15 protein-coding genes are annotated in these 15,907 nt (G+C 71.4%); 9 read left to right on the top strand and 6 right to left on the bottom strand.

Features of this window, described 5'->3' with window-relative positions; all coding sequences use genetic code 11:
- Positions 1-363 precede the first annotated feature (363 nt).
- From G3I78_RS39705 to G3I78_RS39730, 6 genes are all read left to right on the top strand, one after another.
- Complete coding sequence (locus G3I78_RS39705) at positions 364-1,434, top strand: iron ABC transporter permease (protein WP_164434015.1); 1,071 nt, start codon at positions 364-366, stop codon at positions 1,432-1,434.
- A 171-nt stretch (positions 1,435-1,605) separates the two neighbouring features.
- Positions 1,606-2,427, top strand: a complete 822-nt coding sequence (locus G3I78_RS39710) for a heme ABC transporter ATP-binding protein (RefSeq protein WP_164434017.1) — start codon at positions 1,606-1,608, stop codon at positions 2,425-2,427.
- Positions 2,428-2,521: 94 nt separating this feature from the next.
- Complete coding sequence (efeO, locus tag G3I78_RS39715) at positions 2,522-3,667, top strand: iron uptake system protein EfeO (protein ID WP_164434019.1); 1,146 nt, start codon at positions 2,522-2,524, stop codon at positions 3,665-3,667.
- Between the two features lie 10 nt (positions 3,668-3,677).
- Complete coding sequence (gene efeB, locus G3I78_RS39720) at positions 3,678-5,009, top strand: iron uptake transporter deferrochelatase/peroxidase subunit (protein WP_164434021.1); 1,332 nt, start codon at positions 3,678-3,680, stop codon at positions 5,007-5,009.
- Positions 5,010-5,012: 3 nt separating this feature from the next.
- Positions 5,013-5,885, top strand: a complete 873-nt coding sequence (gene efeU, locus G3I78_RS39725) for an iron uptake transporter permease EfeU (protein WP_164434023.1) — start codon at positions 5,013-5,015, stop codon at positions 5,883-5,885.
- The gene (locus G3I78_RS39730; RefSeq protein WP_164434025.1) at positions 5,845-6,849 is read left to right on the top strand and encodes a hypothetical protein; all 1,005 of its coding nucleotides are present in this window, start codon (positions 5,845-5,847) and stop codon (positions 6,847-6,849) included. The genes efeU and G3I78_RS39730 overlap by 41 nt, the downstream gene beginning before the upstream one ends.
- A 10-nt stretch (positions 6,850-6,859) precedes the next feature.
- Here the strand turns inward: G3I78_RS39730 and G3I78_RS39735 are convergent, their stop codons facing one another.
- Both G3I78_RS39735 and G3I78_RS39740 read right to left on the bottom strand, forming a co-directional pair.
- On the bottom strand, positions 6,860-7,597 hold the full coding sequence (locus tag G3I78_RS39735) for a bifunctional DNA primase/polymerase (protein WP_164434027.1): 738 nt from the start codon (positions 7,595-7,597) through the stop codon (positions 6,860-6,862).
- Positions 7,598-7,750: 153 nt separating this feature from the next.
- Positions 7,751-8,389 carry a TetR/AcrR family transcriptional regulator gene (locus G3I78_RS39740; protein ID WP_164434029.1) on the bottom strand — a complete coding sequence of 213 codons (639 nt, stop codon included), beginning with the start codon at positions 8,387-8,389 and terminating at the stop codon, positions 7,751-7,753.
- A 109-nt stretch (positions 8,390-8,498) separates the two neighbouring features.
- Between G3I78_RS39740 and G3I78_RS52420 the strand changes: the two genes are divergently transcribed.
- Together G3I78_RS52420 and G3I78_RS39745 are read left to right on the top strand one after the other, a co-directional pair.
- Positions 8,499-8,717 (top strand): DUF6243 family protein, encoded by a 219-nt coding sequence (locus G3I78_RS52420; RefSeq protein WP_239158344.1) that lies wholly within the window; start codon positions 8,499-8,501, stop codon positions 8,715-8,717.
- A gap of 56 nt (positions 8,718-8,773) precedes the next feature.
- A complete protein-coding gene (locus G3I78_RS39745; RefSeq protein WP_164434031.1) occupies positions 8,774-9,130 on the top strand; it encodes a DoxX family protein in 357 nt (118 codons plus the stop codon).
- Positions 9,131-9,139: 9 nt separating this feature from the next.
- Here G3I78_RS39745 and G3I78_RS39750 read toward each other — a convergent pair whose 3' ends face one another.
- The 3 genes from G3I78_RS39750 to G3I78_RS39760 all read right to left on the bottom strand — a co-directional run bounded on the left by G3I78_RS39750 (position 9,140) and on the right by G3I78_RS39760 (position 13,126).
- A complete protein-coding gene (locus G3I78_RS39750; RefSeq protein WP_164434033.1) occupies positions 9,140-10,120 on the bottom strand; it encodes a small ribosomal subunit Rsm22 family protein in 981 nt (326 codons plus the stop codon).
- Between the two features lie 586 nt (positions 10,121-10,706).
- The gene (locus tag G3I78_RS39755) at positions 10,707-11,882 is read right to left on the bottom strand and encodes a serine hydrolase domain-containing protein (RefSeq protein ID WP_164434035.1); all 1,176 of its coding nucleotides are present in this window, start codon (positions 11,880-11,882) and stop codon (positions 10,707-10,709) included.
- The gene (locus G3I78_RS39760) at positions 11,834-13,126 is read right to left on the bottom strand and encodes a multidrug effflux MFS transporter (protein ID WP_164434037.1); all 1,293 of its coding nucleotides are present in this window, start codon (positions 13,124-13,126) and stop codon (positions 11,834-11,836) included. Before G3I78_RS39760 ends, G3I78_RS39755 begins: the two co-directional genes overlap by 49 nt.
- Positions 13,127-13,214: 88 nt before the next feature.
- On the opposite strand from G3I78_RS39760, the gene G3I78_RS39765 reads away from it, so the two are divergent.
- On the top strand, positions 13,215-14,228 hold the full coding sequence (locus tag G3I78_RS39765; protein ID WP_164434039.1) for a Gfo/Idh/MocA family oxidoreductase: 1,014 nt from the start codon (positions 13,215-13,217) through the stop codon (positions 14,226-14,228).
- On the opposite strand, the gene G3I78_RS39770 is transcribed toward G3I78_RS39765, so the two are convergent.
- Positions 14,215-15,855 carry an alkaline phosphatase D family protein gene (locus G3I78_RS39770; RefSeq protein ID WP_164434040.1) on the bottom strand — a complete coding sequence of 547 codons (1,641 nt, stop codon included), beginning with the start codon at positions 15,853-15,855 and terminating at the stop codon, positions 14,215-14,217. The genes G3I78_RS39765 and G3I78_RS39770 overlap by 14 nt on opposite strands.
- Between the last annotated feature and the right edge of the window lie 52 nt (positions 15,856-15,907).

Genomic DNA, 15,907 nt, shown 5'->3' on the forward strand with positions numbered 1-15,907 from the left:
GTTCCCCGCGCCCCTAGCTAGCTGCAGCGGGCCTGCGCCACGACGGGCCGTCAGTCGCGTACGGCGCGCAGGGGACGGGGTGGGGGGTGTCCGCCCGCAGCGGCCGGCGTCCATAACCGAGCACAACTCAAGAGACCGAGCCGCCGGACCGAGGACGGATACCCCCCACCCCGGCCCCGACCCCACCACCGAACCGAACGCGCTACACCCGCCCCCACCGGGGCGAAAGTGGCCGCCGCAGGCCTCAGGGGCGCGGGGAACTGCGCAAAACGCCCGCCCCCACCGCACCCGCAGACAAAGGCAAGGCTAACCTAAGCGACACCGGCCGAAAGAAAGGCCGCGGCGCTACAAGAAGGGTGGCCAATGACCGTACTGGAGACCACGGTTGAGAGACCGATCCGAAGACGGCACACCACCACCTGGCTGCTGACCACCACCCTGGCCGCCACCCTCCTCGCCCTCATCCCCCTCGCCGCCGCCACCGGCGCCTACCCCGTCCCCGTCACCGACGTCCTCGCCTCCGTGCAGCACAGAACCGGCCTCGGCGGCACAGAGCTGGACCGAGTCGCCGAGTCGGTCCTCTGGAACGTCCGGTTCCCCCGGATCGTGCTCGCGCTGCTCATCGGCGCGTCACTGGGGTGCGCGGGAGCCCTGATGCAGGGAGTGTTCGGAAACCCCCTCGCCGAACCGAGCACGATCGGCGTCTCACTCGGCGCCGCGGTCGGCGCAGTCGCATCGATCTCGCTCGGACTGAACTTCCTCGGAACATGGACGCTGCCGTCGATGGCGTTCGTCGCCGGCCTCGGCACGGTGCTGCTCGTGTACGCCATGTCCCGGTCGGGCGGCCGGACAGAAGTCGTGACGCTGATCCTCATGGGAATCGCGGTGAACGCGTTCGCCGGAGCCCTGATCGGACTGTTCATCTTCCTCGCGGACACGGCCGCGGTGAACCAGATCACCTTCTGGCAACTGGGATCACTCGCCCAGTCGACATGGCCGAAGGTACTGGCGGTACTGCCGTGCGCGGCGGCGGGCCTCGTGGTCGCACCGCTGTACGCACGCCGGCTCGACCTGCTGGCCCTCGGAGACCGGCCCGCGCGCCACCTCGGAGTCGAGGTGGAACGGCTCAGGATCCTCCTGATGTTCGTGGTCGCACTGCTGACCGCCGCGGCCGTGAGCGTGTCCGGAGTGATCGGATTCGTGGGCCTGGTCGTGCCGCATCTGCTGCGGATGGTGGCCGGACCGGGGCATCGGTTCCTGATTCCGGGGAGCGCGTTGGGCGGAGCGGTGGTGCTGCTGGCGGCGGATCTCGCCGCGCGAACCGTGGCGGCACCGGCGGAGTTGCCGCTGGGTGTGCTGACGGCACTGCTGGGGAGCCCGTTCTTCTTCTGGCTGCTGCGAAGGACCCGGCGGCGGCAAGGAGGGTGGGCGTGAGCCGTGTGCGGCTGCGTGAAGGCTCGTCACACAGCTCCCCGCGCCCCTAGAAGCACTCACCTCGGCCCCCTAGAAGCACTCACCTCGACCCGCGAGAAGAGTCACCTCGCCCCCAGCCAAAGGTCTCACCTCACCCCCTCCCTCCCCCTCCGCCGCCCCCAAGGACCCGCCATGCGACTCCTCCGCCCCCGCCCCTCGGCCACTTCCCCCTCCCAACCCGGAGACGTCCTCGCCGAAGCCCAAGCGCTCCACGTCCGGCTCGGCGCCCGGGACGTCCTCCAGGGTGTCGACATCGCCGCCCGTGCCGGTGAGGTGCTCGCGCTCGTCGGGCCCAACGGGGCCGGGAAGTCCACGCTGCTCGGCGCTCTCGCCGGGGATCTCGACGCCGCCGAGGGGGTCGTACGGATTCACGGGCGGCCCGCGACGGAGTGGTCCGCTCCCGAACTCGCCCTGCGGCGGGCCGTGTTGCCGCAGGCCACCGGGGTCTCCTTTCCGTTCTCCGTGGAGGACGTCGTACGGATGGGGCGGGCGCCCTGGGCCGCGGTGGACCCCGAGGGGGACGATCGGGCCGTCGCCGACGCGATGGCCGCCACCGAGGTCACGCGCTTCGGTGACCGGTCGTTCTCCGCGCTCAGCGGTGGGGAGCGGGCCCGGGTCGCGCTCGCCCGGGTGCTCGCCCAGCGTGCGCCCCTGCTGCTGCTCGACGAGCCGACCGCCGCGCTGGACCTCAAGCATCAGGAGCTGGTGCTGCGGGTCTGCCGGGAAAGGGCGCACGCCGGTGACGCGGTGGTCGTGGTGTTGCATGATCTGGGGCTCGCGGCCGCGTACGCGCACCGGGTCGCGATCCTGTGCGCCGGTCATGTCGCCGCCGACGGGCCGCCGCGGGAGGTCTTCGACGACCGGTTGCTGTCGGAGGTCTACGACCAGCCCGTCGAGGTGCTTCCGCACCCGCGGAACGGGTCTCTCCTCGTGGCTCCGAGACGGAACCTTTGAATCTCCTTTGACCTTTACTTGACGGTTATTTTGAGCCATATGTAGATAAGGCTCAGATAAGTTAGGCGAGCCTCACCAACCCTCAGGAGCTCGTATGCGTGCCGTCAGACTGTCCCTCGTCACCGCCACCGCCGTGGCGGCGCTGACCGCCGTCACCGGCTGCACGGAGAAGGGGAGTTCGGGCGACAGCGACCGCGTCATCGACGTGACCGCCACCGACAGCAAGTGCGAGGTCTCCAAGAAGGAGTTCCCGGCCGGCCACGTGGAGCTGGCGATCGAGAACAAGGGCTCCAAGGTCACCGAGGTCTACGTCCTCTTCCCGGACGACCGGATCGTCACCGAGCGCGAGAACATCGGCCCCGGCACCAAGCAGAAGGTGACCGCGGAGGTGAAGGCCGGCGACTACACGATCGCCTGCAAGCCCGGCATGACCGGCGACGGCATCCGCCAGGCCGTGAAGGCGACCGGCGGCACCGTGGCCAAGCGCGACCCGCGCCTCGACGCGGCCGTCGCCTCGTACCGCAAGTACGCGCAGGAGCAGGCCGACGCGACGATCCCGAAGGTGCAGACGTTCGCCGACGCCATCAAGGCCGGCGACCTCGACGCGGCCAAGAAGGCCTACGCGCCCTCCCGGGTCGGCTGGGAGCGCACCGAGCCGATCGCCGAGTCCTTCGGGGACATCGACCCCAAGACGGACACCCGCGCCGACGGCCTGGAGAAGGGCCAGAAGTGGACCGGCTGGCACGTCCTGGAGAAGGCCCTCTGGCAGGACAAGAAGATCGGCGCCGAGCAGAAGACCCTCGCCGACCAGCTGGTCACCGACCTGAAGGACTGGCAGAAGCGGGTCGGCAAGGCCGACATCACCCCGACCTCCATGGCCAACGGCGCCAAGGAACTCCTCGACGAGGTCGCCACCGGCAAGGTCACCGGCGAGGAGGACCGCTACTCGCACACCGACCTGAGCGACTTCAAGGCCAACGTCGACGGCGCGCAGCAGGCGTACGAGCTGCTGAAGCCGGTCGCCAAGGAGAACGACGCGGCCCTGGTCACCGAGCTCGACAAGCAGTTCGCGGCGCTGAACACGCTCCTCGACCAGTACCGCAGCGACAAGACCTCGGACGGCTTCGTCTCGTACGACACCGTCGGCGAGGCCGACCGCAAGAAGCTGTCGGACGGGGTGAACGCGCTCGCCGAGCCGCTGTCCAAGCTCGCCGCCGCCGTCGTCACCAAGTCCTCCTGAGGCAGGGGCCATGACGGACGAGACGAAAACCCCGCCCCCCTCGGAACCCCCGCCCGCCTCGGAACCCCCGACCCCCTCGGATCCCCCGGCGTCCTCGGAACCCCCGGCACCCTCGCAGTCCTCTGCGCCCTCGCGCCGCGCGCTGATCGGCTGGGGCGGTGCCGGGCTCGCGCTCGGCGCCGCCGCGGCCGGTGGCGCGGTCGCGATGACCCGTACCGGCGACGACATCTCCCCCACGGCCGCCGAAGCGGGTGCCGCGGTCGACTTCCACGGCACCCACCAGGCCGGTATCGCCACCCCCGTGCAGGACCGGCTGCACTTCGCCGCGTTCGACGTGACGACCGACGACCGCGCCGAGTTCGTGCGGATGCTGAAGGACTGGACGGCGGCGGCCCGGCGGATGACCGCGGGCAAGCCCGTCGGGGACGGGGCGTACGGCGGTCTCGCCGAGGCGCCGCCGGACGACACCGGTGAGGCGCTCGGGCTCAAACCGTCACGGCTGACGCTGACGGTCGGCTTCGGGCCGTCCCTGTTCGGGAAGTTCGACCTGGCGAAGGAGCGGCCGGAGGCGCTGATCGACCTTCCGCAGTTCGCCGGGGACAACCTCGACAAGAACCGCAGCGGCGGCGATCTGTGCGTCCAGGCCTGCGCGGACGACCCGCAGGTCGCCGTGCACGCGATCCGCAACCTCGCCCGGATCGGCTTCGGCAAGGTCGTCATCCGCTGGTCGCAGCTCGGCTTCGGGAAGACCTCGTCCACGACCCCCGACGCGCAGACCCCGCGCAACCTGCTGGGCTTCAAGGACGGCACCCGCAACATCGCGGGGACGGAGACCGCGCGGCTGGAGAAGTTCGTCTGGGCCGAGGGGCCCGGCTGGATGGACGGCGGCTCGTATCTCGTCGCCCGCCGGATCCGGATGCACATCGAGACCTGGGACCGCACCTCGCTCCAGGAGCAGGAGGACATCATCGGCCGGGACAAGGGCGAGGGTGCCCCGGTCGGCAAGGCCAAGGAGCGCGACAAGCCGTTCCTGCCGGCGATGAAGCCCGACGCGCACGTCCGGCTCGCGCACCCCGACTCCAACCACGGGGCGACGATCCTGCGCCGCGGCTACTCCTTCACCGACGGCACGGACGGCCTCGGCCGCCTGGAGGCGGGGCTGTTCTTCCTGGCGTACCAGAAGGACGTCCGTGACGGCTTCGTCCGCGTCCAGCGCCATCTGTCCACCGACGCTCTCAACGAGTACATCCAGCATGTGGGTTCGGCGGTCTTCGCCGTCCCGCCAGGCGTCCGCGACAAGGACGACTGGTGGGGCAGCACGCTGTTCTCCAAGGAGGCGTGACCCGTGTTCTCCAACTACCTGATCGGACTGCGCGAGGGCCTGGAGGCGTCTCTCGTCGTCTGCATCCTCATCGCCTACCTGGTGAAGACGGACCGCCGGGACGCGCTCAGGCCCATCTGGATCGGCATCGGCGTCGCGGTCGTCCTGGCGCTCGGCTTCGGGTGCGCGCTCGAATTCGGCTCCCAGGAGCTGACGTTCGAGGCGCAGGAGGCGCTCGGCGGCTCGCTGTCGATCGTCGCGGTGGGCCTGGTGACGTGGATGGTGTTCTGGATGCGGCGCACCGCCCGGCACCTCAAGGCGGAGCTGCACGGCAAGCTCGACGCGGCCCTGCAGATGGGCACGGGCGCGCTGGTCGCCACCGCGTTCCTCGCCGTCGGCCGGGAGGGCCTGGAGACCGCCCTGTTCGTGTGGGCGTCGGTGCGCGCGGCCGGTGACGGCACTCCGCGCCCGCTGATCGGGGTGGCCCTGGGCATCCTGACGGCGGTCGTCCTGGGCTGGCTGTTCTACCGGGGTGCCCTGCGCATCAACCTCTCCAAGTTCTTCACCTGGACCGGCGGCATGCTGGTCGTCGTGGCCGCGGGTGTGCTGGCGTACGGCTTCCACGACCTCCAGGAGGCGAACTGGCTGCCCGGCCTGAACAGCAGGGCCTTCGACATCAGCGGCACGATCCCGCCGGACAGCTGGTACGGCACCCTCCTCAAGGGCGTGTTCAACTTCCAGCCGGACCCGACCGTGCTTCAGGTCACGGTGTGGCTGCTGTACTTGATCCCGACGCTCGCGCTGTTCCTCGCCCCGGTAGGGTTCGCCTCCGGGAAGGGGAAGGTGAAGGAACCTGATGAGCAGGGATCTCGGCCCTCGAAGGCCCCGCAGGCTTGACCGGAGCGCACTGATAGCGGCCTCTGTGACCGCTTTGTCGTTGACGGCGAGCGGATGCATGGTGGTGCACGGGGAGCGTGAGGTGCTGCCCGCGACCACCAAGGCGGAGGCCGCCAAGGCGCTCCAGCAGTTCACAGCCGCGTACAACAAGGCGGACAAGGCGTACGACAGTTCACTGGACTCCGCCCATGTCAGCGGCGCCCTCTCCGCGATCGACGCGGCCCGGCTGAAGGCCGGCGCGAAGAACAACCCGGGCGGCAACCCCTCGCACACGCCGCTGGAGTTGTCGGACGCGAAGTTCACCATCCCCAAGAAGGCGGGCTGGCCGCGCTGGTTCGTCGCGGACACGGCCGGCAACAAGGGCGGCGACGCGCGCTGGGTGCTGGTGTTCACCCGCGACGGTCTGAACGAGACCTGGCAGGCGTCGTATCTGACGCTGGTGGCGCGGGGCGACATGCCGAAGTTCAAGCTGGACGGCGACGGTTGGGCCGAGGCGGTGCCGGCGAACTCGACGGACCTGGCCGTCGCGCCCGGGACCCTGAGCAAGGACTACACGTCCTATCTCAAGAGCGGCAGCGGGGCCGCCTTCGCCGACGGCGCGCAGACCAGCGGGTGGATCGCGAAGCGGAAGAAGGACGCCCAGAAGCCGGGCCTGGCCACGCAGTACATCGACGAGCCGCTGAACGACGGCGACTACGCGCCGCTCGCGCTGCGCACCGAGGACGGCGGGGCGCTGGTGTTCTTCACCTCGCACCACTACGTCAAGCAGACGGCCTACCCGGGCTCCTCGATCCCGGCGCAGAGCGCCGACGTCCTCGCCCTGACGACCGGTGAGATCAAGCAGTCGATCACCATGGACATCATCTCCAACCAGGTCGCCCTCGACCCGCCCAAGAGCGGCGGCGACCAGAAGGTCTCGGTGCTCGGCCGCATCCAGGGGCTGACGTCCGCGGAGGGGTCGTAGGAGAGGTCCGTCAGCGGCGCAGGGGCCAGGCCGTGCTCGCGTGGTCCGGTTCCTGGCCGGCGTGGCGGGCGCAGGCGTCGGTGAGGTATTCGAGCAGGGTCAGCGGGTCGGGCAGCGGGTTTTCGGGGCCGCGGACCCAGTGCACCGCCTGGTCGCCGGGGAGCGTGGCGGGCGGTACCAGGACGTAGGAGCCCCGGCAGTGCCAGCGCAGGCCGGGGTGTTCGTCGGCGGTCTCGGGGTGGCAGTCCAGCTCGCACGGCCACCATTCGTCCTCGTCCTCGGGGGTGCCGCGGGTGAGGGTGAAGAAGAGGAGCCGGCCGTCGTCGCTCTCGGCGACCGGGCCGACCTCGACGCCGGAGGCGAGCAGCCGCTCCAGGGCCTCCTGGCCGGCCGGCAGGGGGACGTCCAGGACGTCGTGGACCATGCCGGTCGCGGTGATGAAGTTGGCCTGCGGCTGGTGCCGGGCCCAGCGCTCGATCTGCGCGCGGTCGGTGGTCGACTGGGTCTGCCAGGCGAACGACACCGGGTGCCGGGCCGGGGTGGGACAGCCGATCCGGTCGCAGGAGCAGCGGTAGCCGGGGGCGGGATGCGCGGCGGGCGCGAGCGGGAGACCCGCTTCGGCGGCGGCCAGCAGCAGGGCCTCACGACCGCCTTCGTCCCCGGCGGTCTCCTCCTTCGGCCGGCGTCCGCGCAGCCACTGGGAGAGTTTGCCCTGCCGGCCGGTTCGGCCGCCCCACTCCGCGCTCATCTATCGCCCTCGCCTCGCTGTCGTGCGGAACAGCATGCCCTATGGTCCCATCTTCCTCCGCTCCGGGGGGCCGGGAACGGACATGAGCGGTAGGGGCTGCCTCACACCGGAATCAGGCGCTATGACCGGCTATCTCATGACGTACGGCACCGCTCAGCGGGGTGCGATTCCGTGCAGGGCGTAGTCGACGAGGGTGTCCGTGTAGTCGTAGGAGATCGGGCCGGTGTACTGGAGCCAGCGCTGGGCGAGCGGGGAGACCCAGAGTTCGAGGGCGATGCGCGGGTCGATCTCGGGGCGTACCTGGCCGGCCTGCTGGGCGGCGCGCACCCGGTCGACATACAGCAGGAGCGACGGTTCGAGGAGCTTGGTCATGAAGGCGCGGCCGACCTGTTCGTTGACGACGCCCTCGGCGGCCAGGGCGCGGGAAGGGGCCTCGAAACGGGGGTCCTTGAGCTGGTCGACGGTGAGGCGCAGCACGGCCTTGAGGTCGGTGGCGAGGTCGCCGGTGTCCGGGATGGCGTAGCTGTCCTGAGGGCCGGCCTCGCGCGCCGCCTGGTCGCTCAGGTCGAGGAAGGCCTCCATCAGCACCTCCGCCTTCGACGACCACCAGCGGTAGATCGTCTGCTTGCCGACGCCGGCGCGGGCGGCGATGCCCTCGACGGTGGTCTTGGGGTAGCCGACCTCGGCGACGAGTTCGAGGGCGGCGTCGTAGATCGCGCGGCGGGACTTCTCGCTGCGGCGGGTGGCGTCGGGGGGGGGGGGGGTGGGGCGGGCGGACTTCTGCGGCGTCATGGGTCGAATCTAACAGGTTGACAAGACGGTGCGTCTCGCCGGAGAGTGGTGTGGGTTCATGCGAGACGAGACGTCTCGTGTGGTGTTGGGTGAGCGAGAGGAGCAGGTCATGGCGCGAGGTGGGTCCGGGAACATGCTCGGGGTCGGCGGTACGCGCAGCAACCTCGGGCGGAAGGCGCTGCGGGGTGGCGGGGGGGGGGGGGGGGTCGGGGGTGCGGAGGATCCTCAGGCCCAGAAGCGGGAGTTGTTGCGGAGGCTTCGGGAGCGGGAGCGGGACGCAGCCGACCGAGTGCCGATGTCACACATCGAGTCGCCGGATCATCCTTGAGGAGAAGGGCATCCCGCGACGGGGTGCCCGCTGTCCTCAACAGAACCGGAGAGAGTGTGTTCGTCGCCTACGTCACGGTCATCGTCCTCGGCGCGGTCTTCAACGGGGCCGCCGCCGTCACCTACCTGATCGGGCATGAGTACCCCAAGTCCCAGGCGGACATGAAGGGCATACCCCGGAAGTTCGTGCCGGTGCTGGGCACACTGCTGGCCGCGGGCACCGTCGGGCTGCTGGCCGGGTTCGCCGTGCCGGTCCTGGGGACCCTGGCCGCCGCCGGGCTCGTGCTCTACTTCATCGGCGCGATCATCGCGCACCTGCGGGTGGGGTCCCGTGACATCGTCGGCGGGATCGTGTTCCTCGCCACCGCGGTGGCCGCGCTGACGCTGGGGGTGCTCCACCACGGTCTGTGGTGACGGCACGCCTCACCGGGGCCAGCTGTCGCCCCAGTCGGTGTCTCTCGCCGTCCTGTACTGGTCGCCGTGGCGCTTGGTGATCGTGCGGCGGGTCAGGTGTTCGTCGGGCTCGCAGAGGTCGAGGAGGACCTGGCCCTTGCGGATCTGGGGGCGGCGGATCACCCGGGCGGGGGCCGGGGTGGCGGGGAGGCGGGTGGCCGCCACGTAGCTGAACTTCTCGTCCTCGTACGGCAGGGAGCCGCCCTTGACCCGGCGGTGCAGGGAGGAGCGGCTGACCCTCGCGGAGAAGTGGCACCAGTCCTCGCCGGGGACGATCGGGCAGGCGGCGCTGTGCGGGCAGGGGGCGGCGACGCGGAAGCCGGCGGCCACGAGGCTGTCCCTCGCCTCGATGACGCGGGCGTATCCGGCGGGGGTGCCGGCCTCGACGATCACCACCGTCCGCGCCGCGGTGGCGGCCTCGGTCACGAGGGCGGTGCGGTCGGTGGGGGTCAGTTCGTTCAGGACGTACGAGACGGTGACCAGGTCGGTGGGGGCGAGGGTGAGGTCCTTGCCGATTCTGGCGCGGCGCCAGTCCGCGGTGCGCAGGGCGGGGTTGGCGGTGGCGATCTCGCGGCCGAGGGTGAGGGCGGGGTCGGACCAGTCCAGGACGGTGACCGGGCGGTCGCCGGGCCAGGTGGCGGTGACGGCCCAGGTGGCCGCGCCGGTGCCACCGCCTACGTCGGTGTGGCTGGCGGGGGTCCAGCCGGGGGTGGTGTCCGCGAGTGCTCGCAGGGCGGTGTGGACCGCCTCGAAGGTGGCGGGCATGCGGTAGGCGGCGTAGGCCGCCACGTCTGCTCGGTCGCGGAGGATGGGGGTGTCGGTGGGGGTGGCTCCGCGGTAGGTGGCGATGAGCCTGTCGACCGCCTGGGTCGCCTGCTTCGGGGGGAGGCCGTCGAGGAGGGTCGCGAGGGTGGCTCGGAGGGTCTCGGAGGGGGGTGCGGGGGCGGTCACCCGGTGATTCTATGGGCGGCCGGTGACTGGGCGGACCTCGCTGTTTCCTCGCCCCCGCCGCCCCTACCCGTCCCGTCCCCAGGGGCTGCCGCCCCTTCGACCCCGCCCCTGGGGGCTGCGCCCCCAGACCCCCGTCGGCCCTTGAGCGGCCTCGTCCTCAAACGCCGGACGGGCTGAAAGTGCCTGGGCCGGTGTTCCAGGGGTGGAGCCCCCTCGGGTGGGTGGGGGCTTGGGATGGAAATCGGTCGCGGCCTCGGACACCGGACGGGTCGCGAGAAGCAGGCCGGTGTTCAGAGGCGAAGCCCCCACGGGTGGGTGGGGGCTTGGGATGGAAATCGGTCGCGGCCTCGGACACTGGACGCGTTGCGAGAAGCAGGCCGGTGTTCAGAGGCGAAGCCCCCACGGGTGGGTGGGGGCTTGGGATGGAAATCGGTCGCGGCCTCGGACACCGGACGGGTCGCGAGAAACAGGCCGGTGTTCAGGGGCGAAGCGCCCACGGGTGGGTGGGGGTTCGGGACGGTTGTCACTCGTCCTCGAACGCCGGACGGGCTGAGATACCCGGACCGGTCTCCAGCAGTCACACCGCTCACGTCTCCCGAACCGCCCGTGCCACCCGTGTCGCCGCCGCCGCTCTCGGTCTGTTGTCCGGGGGGCGGCGGCGTGGGTGGACCGTGTTGGCGAGGAGGACCACGAAGGTGTCGGTGGCGGGGTCGAGGACGAGGGAGGTGCCGGTGAAGCCGGTGTGGCCTGCTGCTCCCTGGCCCGCGAGGTCGCCCATGAACCATTTCTGGTCCAGGGCGAAGCCCAGGCCGGGTGGGGTCAGGAGGAGTTCCACGAAGTCGGGGCCGAGGATGCGGGCGGGGCCGTACGCGCCGTTGGCCAGGAGGGTGCGGCAGAAGACGGCGAGGTCCCGGGCGGTGGAGAAGAGGCCCGCGTGGCCTGCCACGCCGCCCAGGGACCAGGCGTTCTCGTCGTGGACCACGCCCCGCAGCATGCCCCGGTCCGCCTTGGCCCAGGGCCGGCGCTGGTCCTCCGTGGCCGCCGCTCCGGGGCAGGGGCCGAAGCGGGTGGAGGTCATGCCGAGGGGGCGGGTGATGCCGTCGTGGACGAGGACGTCGAGGGGGCGGCCGGTGATGCGTTCCAGGACCTGCTGGAGGAGCAGGGGGTTGAGGTCCGAGTAGGTGTACGTGCCCGGGACGCCGATCGGGACCTCGGCGCGGAGCAGCGCGAGGCGTTCCTCGTCGTCGGCGCAGTCGTGGAGGGGGAGTTCGGGGCGCAGGCCCGAGGTGTGGGTCAGCAGCTCGCGGACCGTGATGCCGTGGGTCGCCGCCGCCGTGAAGTCCGGCAGGTACGCCCCGACCCGCGCGTCGATGCCCAGCGTGCCCCGCTCGATCTGCTGCACCGCGGCGACCGCCGTGAACAGCTTGGTGAGGGAGGCGAGGTCGAAGGGGGTGTCCACGCGCACCGGGACCCGGGCCTGAGGCGGCAGCTCGACGCCCGCGTCGGCCTCGGGGTCGTAGGAGCTGTAGCGGACGGCCCAGCCCGCCGCCTCCTCCACGGCCATCACCGGGCCGCGTCCGGCGGCCAGGACGGCGCCCGCGGCCCAGGGGCGGTCGCCGGTGGTGAGGGCGTGGAACTCCTCGACGAGGTCGCGGAGTTCCCCGGGGTCGAGTCCGGCCCGTTCCGGTGTGTCGCTGCGCAGTCTCGGTGCGCTCAGCTCTCTGCTCCCTCCACGCTCGCACGTCTGTTCCAAGGACGGCACATTCCCATGAAACAGGCAAGCGCTACCAGTGCGGCGGCCAGTTGGACGACCGCCATCGGGACGGCGGTGTCCTCCCCGGCCATCCCGACCAGCGGGGAGGCGACCGCGCCGATGAGGAAGGACGAGGTGCCGAGCAGCGCCGACGCGGAGCCCGCGGAGTGCTTGGTGCGCAGCAGGGCGAGGGACTGGGCGTTGGGCAGGGTGATGCCCATGGCCGACATCAGGACGAAGAGCGCGGCGGCCACCGGTACCAGGCCCACCTCGCCGAAGACGCCGGTCGACATCAGCAGCAGGGCGGCCGCGGCGGCGATCACGATCAGCAGGCCCAGGCCGAGCACCTTGTCGAGCGCGACCCGTCCCACCAGCACCTTGCCGTTGATCTGGCCCACGATGACGAGCCCGACGGAGTTCACGCCGAACAGCAGGCTGAAGGTCTGCGGGGAGGCGCCGTAGATCTCCTGGATGACGAACGGGGACGCCGAGATGTAGGCGAACAGCGCGGCGAAGGCGAAGCCGCCGGTGAGCAGGTAGCCGGTGAACGGCGGGTCGGCGAGGAGGCGGCGCATGGAGTGCAGGGCCTCGCCGACACCGCCGGTGTGGCGCTCGGCGGCCGGCAGGGTCTCCGGCAGCTTCGCCCAGACGAGTCCGGCGAGCAGCGCCCCGATGACCGTCAGGAGCATGAACACGCCCCGCCAGTCCGTCACCCGCAGGATCTGCCCGCCGATCAGCGGCGCCACGACCGGGGCGACCCCGCCGATGAGCATGAGGGTGGAGAAGAAGCGGGCCATCGCCACGCCGTCGTACAGGTCCCGGACCACGGCCCGGGCGATCACTATGCCCGCGGCGCCCGCGAGACCTTGCAGCAGCCGGAAGGCGACCAGGACCTCGACCGTGGGCGCGAGGGCGCACAGCGCGGTGGCGAGGACGTAGACCGCGAGACCGGCGAGCAGCGGGCGGCGGCGGCCCCAGCGGTCGCTCATCGGGCCGACCACCAGCTGTCCGAGCGCCATGCCGAGCAGACAGGCGGTGAGGGTGAGCTGGACGGTGGTGGCGGGCGCGTGCAGGGAGTCGGTGACCTCCGGGAGCGAGGGGAGGTACATGTCCATGGCCAGCGGGGGCGTGGCGGTGAGGCCGCCCAGGAGGAGGGTGACGAGCAGCCCGGTGCGCCGTACGGCGGCCGGTGGTTCCGGCGCCGGTACGGCCGTCCGCTCGACGTGTTCCTCAAGGTGCCCTTGCTCGGGCATATGCCCCTCCCTCTCCCGGTGCTGCGCCACCTATGCTCTCAGCTCGTACAAGGTGGCGATGGTCGCGTGAGCGAGGGTGGAGCCGGGGATGACGGAGCAGAGCGTGCGCTGGGGGATTCTGGCGACGGGCGGGATCGCGGCCGCCTTCACCGCGGACCTGGTGGATCTGCCGGACGCGGAGGTGGTGGCGGTGGCCTCGCGGTCCGAGGCCTCGGCGCGGACGTTCGCGGAGCGGTTCGGCATCGAGCGGGCGTACGGCGACTGGAACGCCCTGGCCGAGGACGCGGACATCGATGTCGTGTACGTCGCCACCCCGCACTCGGCGCATCGCGCGGCCGCCGGGCTCTGCCTGGCCGCCGGGCGCAACGTGCTGTGCGAGAAGGCGTTCACGCTCAACGCCCGCGAGGCCGAAGAGCTGGTGGGCCTGGCGGAACAGCACGACAGCTTCCTCATGGAAGCCATGTGGATGTACTGCAACCCGCTGATCCGGCGGCTGAAGGCGCTCGTGGACGACGGCGCGATCGGCGAGGTCCGCACCGTACAGGCCGACTTCGGTCTCGCCGGCCCCTTCCCGGCCGCGCACCGGCTGCGGGACCCGGCGCAGGGCGGCGGCGCGCTGCTGGACCTCGGGGTGTACCCGGTGTCGTTCGCGCATCTGCTGCTCGGGGAGCCGTCGGAGGTCATGGCGAAGGCGGTGCTGTCCGAGGAGGGCGTCGACCTCCAGACGGGCGCGCTGCTGTCCTGGGAGAGCGGGGCGCTGGCCTCGCTGCACTGCTCGCTGACCGGCGGCACCGCCACCATCGCCTCCGTGACCGGTTCGCTGGGCCGGATCGACATCCCGAACGGCTTCTTCCACCCGGACCGCTTCGTCCTGCACCGGGACGGCCGTGACCCCGAGGAGTTCACCGCCGACCCGGCGGACGGGCCCCGCAACAGCCTCAAGCACGAGGCCCGCGAGGTGATGCGGGCGCTGCGGGCCGGCGAGAAGCAGTCCCCGCTGGTCCCGCTGGACGGCACGCTCGCGGTGATGCGGACGCTCGACGCGGTGCGCGACCGCATCGGCGTCCGCTATCCCCACGAGGCGGACCTCACACCTGCCTGAGCCCCTGGTTGCCGACCTCCGTGACGAAGGACGCGGCGGTGAGGACGGGCGCCCCCGGCGTGGTGACGTACGGCACGACCCTGAAGTCGGCGCGCGCCTGCTCGCGGTCGAGCCGGATGATTCCGTAGCCGCGCCGGCCGTCGTAGAACTTCATGTGCGGGTTGGCCCGGGTGTACGTCTCCCAGGTCGGGAGGTGTTCGGCGCCGTCCCGGCCGCTGGAGATCGACGTGGGGACGATCTCGGTGCCCAGGGTGCGGGAGTCCGGGTCGTCGAAGTCGTCCTTGATGTCGTAGGCGTAGGCGACGTGCACGTCCCCGGTGAGGACCATGAGGTTCTCGACGCCCGCGTCCTTGGCGCCGTCGAGGATCCGGCGGCGCGAGGCCCGGTAGCCGTCCCAGGCGTCCATCGAGAGCCGGGCGACGGGCGCCACGTCGAGCTTGCGCTGGGAGAAGTTCACCTGCTGCGGTACGACGTTCCACAGCGCCCGGGAGGCGTGCCAGCCGTCGATCAGCCACCGCTCCTGCTCGTCGCCGGTGATGGTGCGCGCCGGGTCGTCGATGTCAGGGCCCGGCAGGTCCAGGCCGTCGCCGTAGGCCTGGTCGGAGCGGTACTGGCGGGTGTCGAGGATGTCGAACTGGGCGAGCCGGCCCCAGTGCAGCCGCCGGTAGAGCTGGGCGTCCGGGCCGACCGGGAGCTGCGGGCGGCGCAGCGGCTGGTTCTCCCAGTAGGCGCGGTAGGCGGCGGCCCGGCGCAGCAGGAACTCCTCCGGCGGGACGTCGTTCTGGGGGATGTCGTCGGCGTAGTTGTCCTCGACCTCGTGGTCGTCCCAGGTGACCACGAAGGGGTGGGCCGCGTGGACCGCGATCAGGTCGGGGTCGGTCTTGTAGAGGGCGTACCGCAGCCGGTAGTCCTCCAGCGTCATGGTCTCGTGGTTGAAGATGTCGGGGACGGTCCGGTCGGTGTAGTTGCGGTAGCCGCCCACCGCGTTGACGGCGTACTCGTACAGGTAGTCGCCGAAGTGGAAGACCGCGTCGACGTCCTCGTCGGCGAGATGGCGGTACGCCGTCCAGTAGCCGTCGGTGTACGCCTGGCAGGAGACCCCGGCGAAGGTGAGCTCCCGGTTGCGGGCGCCGGCGGCCGGGGCGGTGCGGGTGCGGCCGGTCTCGCTGATCCACCGGCCCGCGCGGAAGCGGTAGTAGAAGACCCGGTCGGAGCCGAGGTGGTCCACCTCGACGTGCACGGTGTGGTCGAACTCGGGGTGCGCGACGGCCGTACCGCGTCTGGCGATCCGGCGGAATTTCTCGTCGTACGCCACTTCCCAGTGGACCCGGACGCGTTCGGCGGGCAGGCCGCCGTCGGGCTGGTAGGGGGTGGGGGCGAGGCGGGTCCACAGCAGCACGGAGGTGGGCAGCGGGTCGCCGGAGGCGATGCCGAGCGTGAAGGGGTTCTCGGTGATCTTCGCGGCGTCCAGCTCGGCGGCGCTCGCCACTCCGGCGGTCGGCAGGTTCACGGAGAAGGCGAGCGCGACGGCCGCGCCGGTCACGGTCAGGAAGCGTCGGCGGTGCAAGTGGCGTGCGGCGGCGCGGAGTTCGGGGGCATGCTGCGACGTGCGGGTGTCGTGTGTCATCCGGTCCTCCCCTGACTGATGGATGCAGAAACCAATTGGAGTGGTCCAGAAC

Source organism: Streptomyces sp. SID13726 (assembly GCF_010548375.1).
Classification (GTDB): Bacteria; Actinomycetota; Actinomycetes; order Streptomycetales; family Streptomycetaceae; genus Streptomyces.

Bases quoted from the DNA above. Each gene is read 5' to 3' on its own strand.
- G3I78_RS39705 (WP_164434015.1), top strand. From the start codon at position 364: ATGACCGTACTGGAGACCACGGTTGAGAGACCGATCCGAAGACGGCAC.
- G3I78_RS39710 (WP_164434017.1), top strand. From the start codon at position 1,606: ATGCGACTCCTCCGCCCCCGCCCCTCGGCCACTTCCCCCTCCCAACCC.
- efeO (WP_164434019.1), top strand. From the start codon at position 2,522: ATGCGTGCCGTCAGACTGTCCCTCGTCACCGCCACCGCCGTGGCGGCG.
- efeB (WP_164434021.1), top strand. From the start codon at position 3,678: ATGACGGACGAGACGAAAACCCCGCCCCCCTCGGAACCCCCGCCCGCC.
- G3I78_RS39730 (WP_164434025.1), top strand. From the start codon at position 5,845: ATGAGCAGGGATCTCGGCCCTCGAAGGCCCCGCAGGCTTGACCGGAGC.
- G3I78_RS39735 (WP_164434027.1), bottom strand. From the start codon at position 7,597: ATGAGCGCGGAGTGGGGCGGCCGAACCGGCCGGCAGGGCAAACTCTCC.
- G3I78_RS39740 (WP_164434029.1), bottom strand. From the start codon at position 8,389: ATGACGCCGCAGAAGTCCGCCCGCCCCACCCCCCCCCCCCCCGACGCC.
- G3I78_RS52420 (WP_239158344.1), top strand. From the start codon at position 8,499: ATGGCGCGAGGTGGGTCCGGGAACATGCTCGGGGTCGGCGGTACGCGC.
- G3I78_RS39760 (WP_164434037.1), bottom strand. From the start codon at position 13,126: ATGCCCGAGCAAGGGCACCTTGAGGAACACGTCGAGCGGACGGCCGTA.
- G3I78_RS39765 (WP_164434039.1), top strand. From the start codon at position 13,215: ATGACGGAGCAGAGCGTGCGCTGGGGGATTCTGGCGACGGGCGGGATC.
- G3I78_RS39770 (WP_164434040.1), bottom strand. From the start codon at position 15,855: ATGACACACGACACCCGCACGTCGCAGCATGCCCCCGAACTCCGCGCC.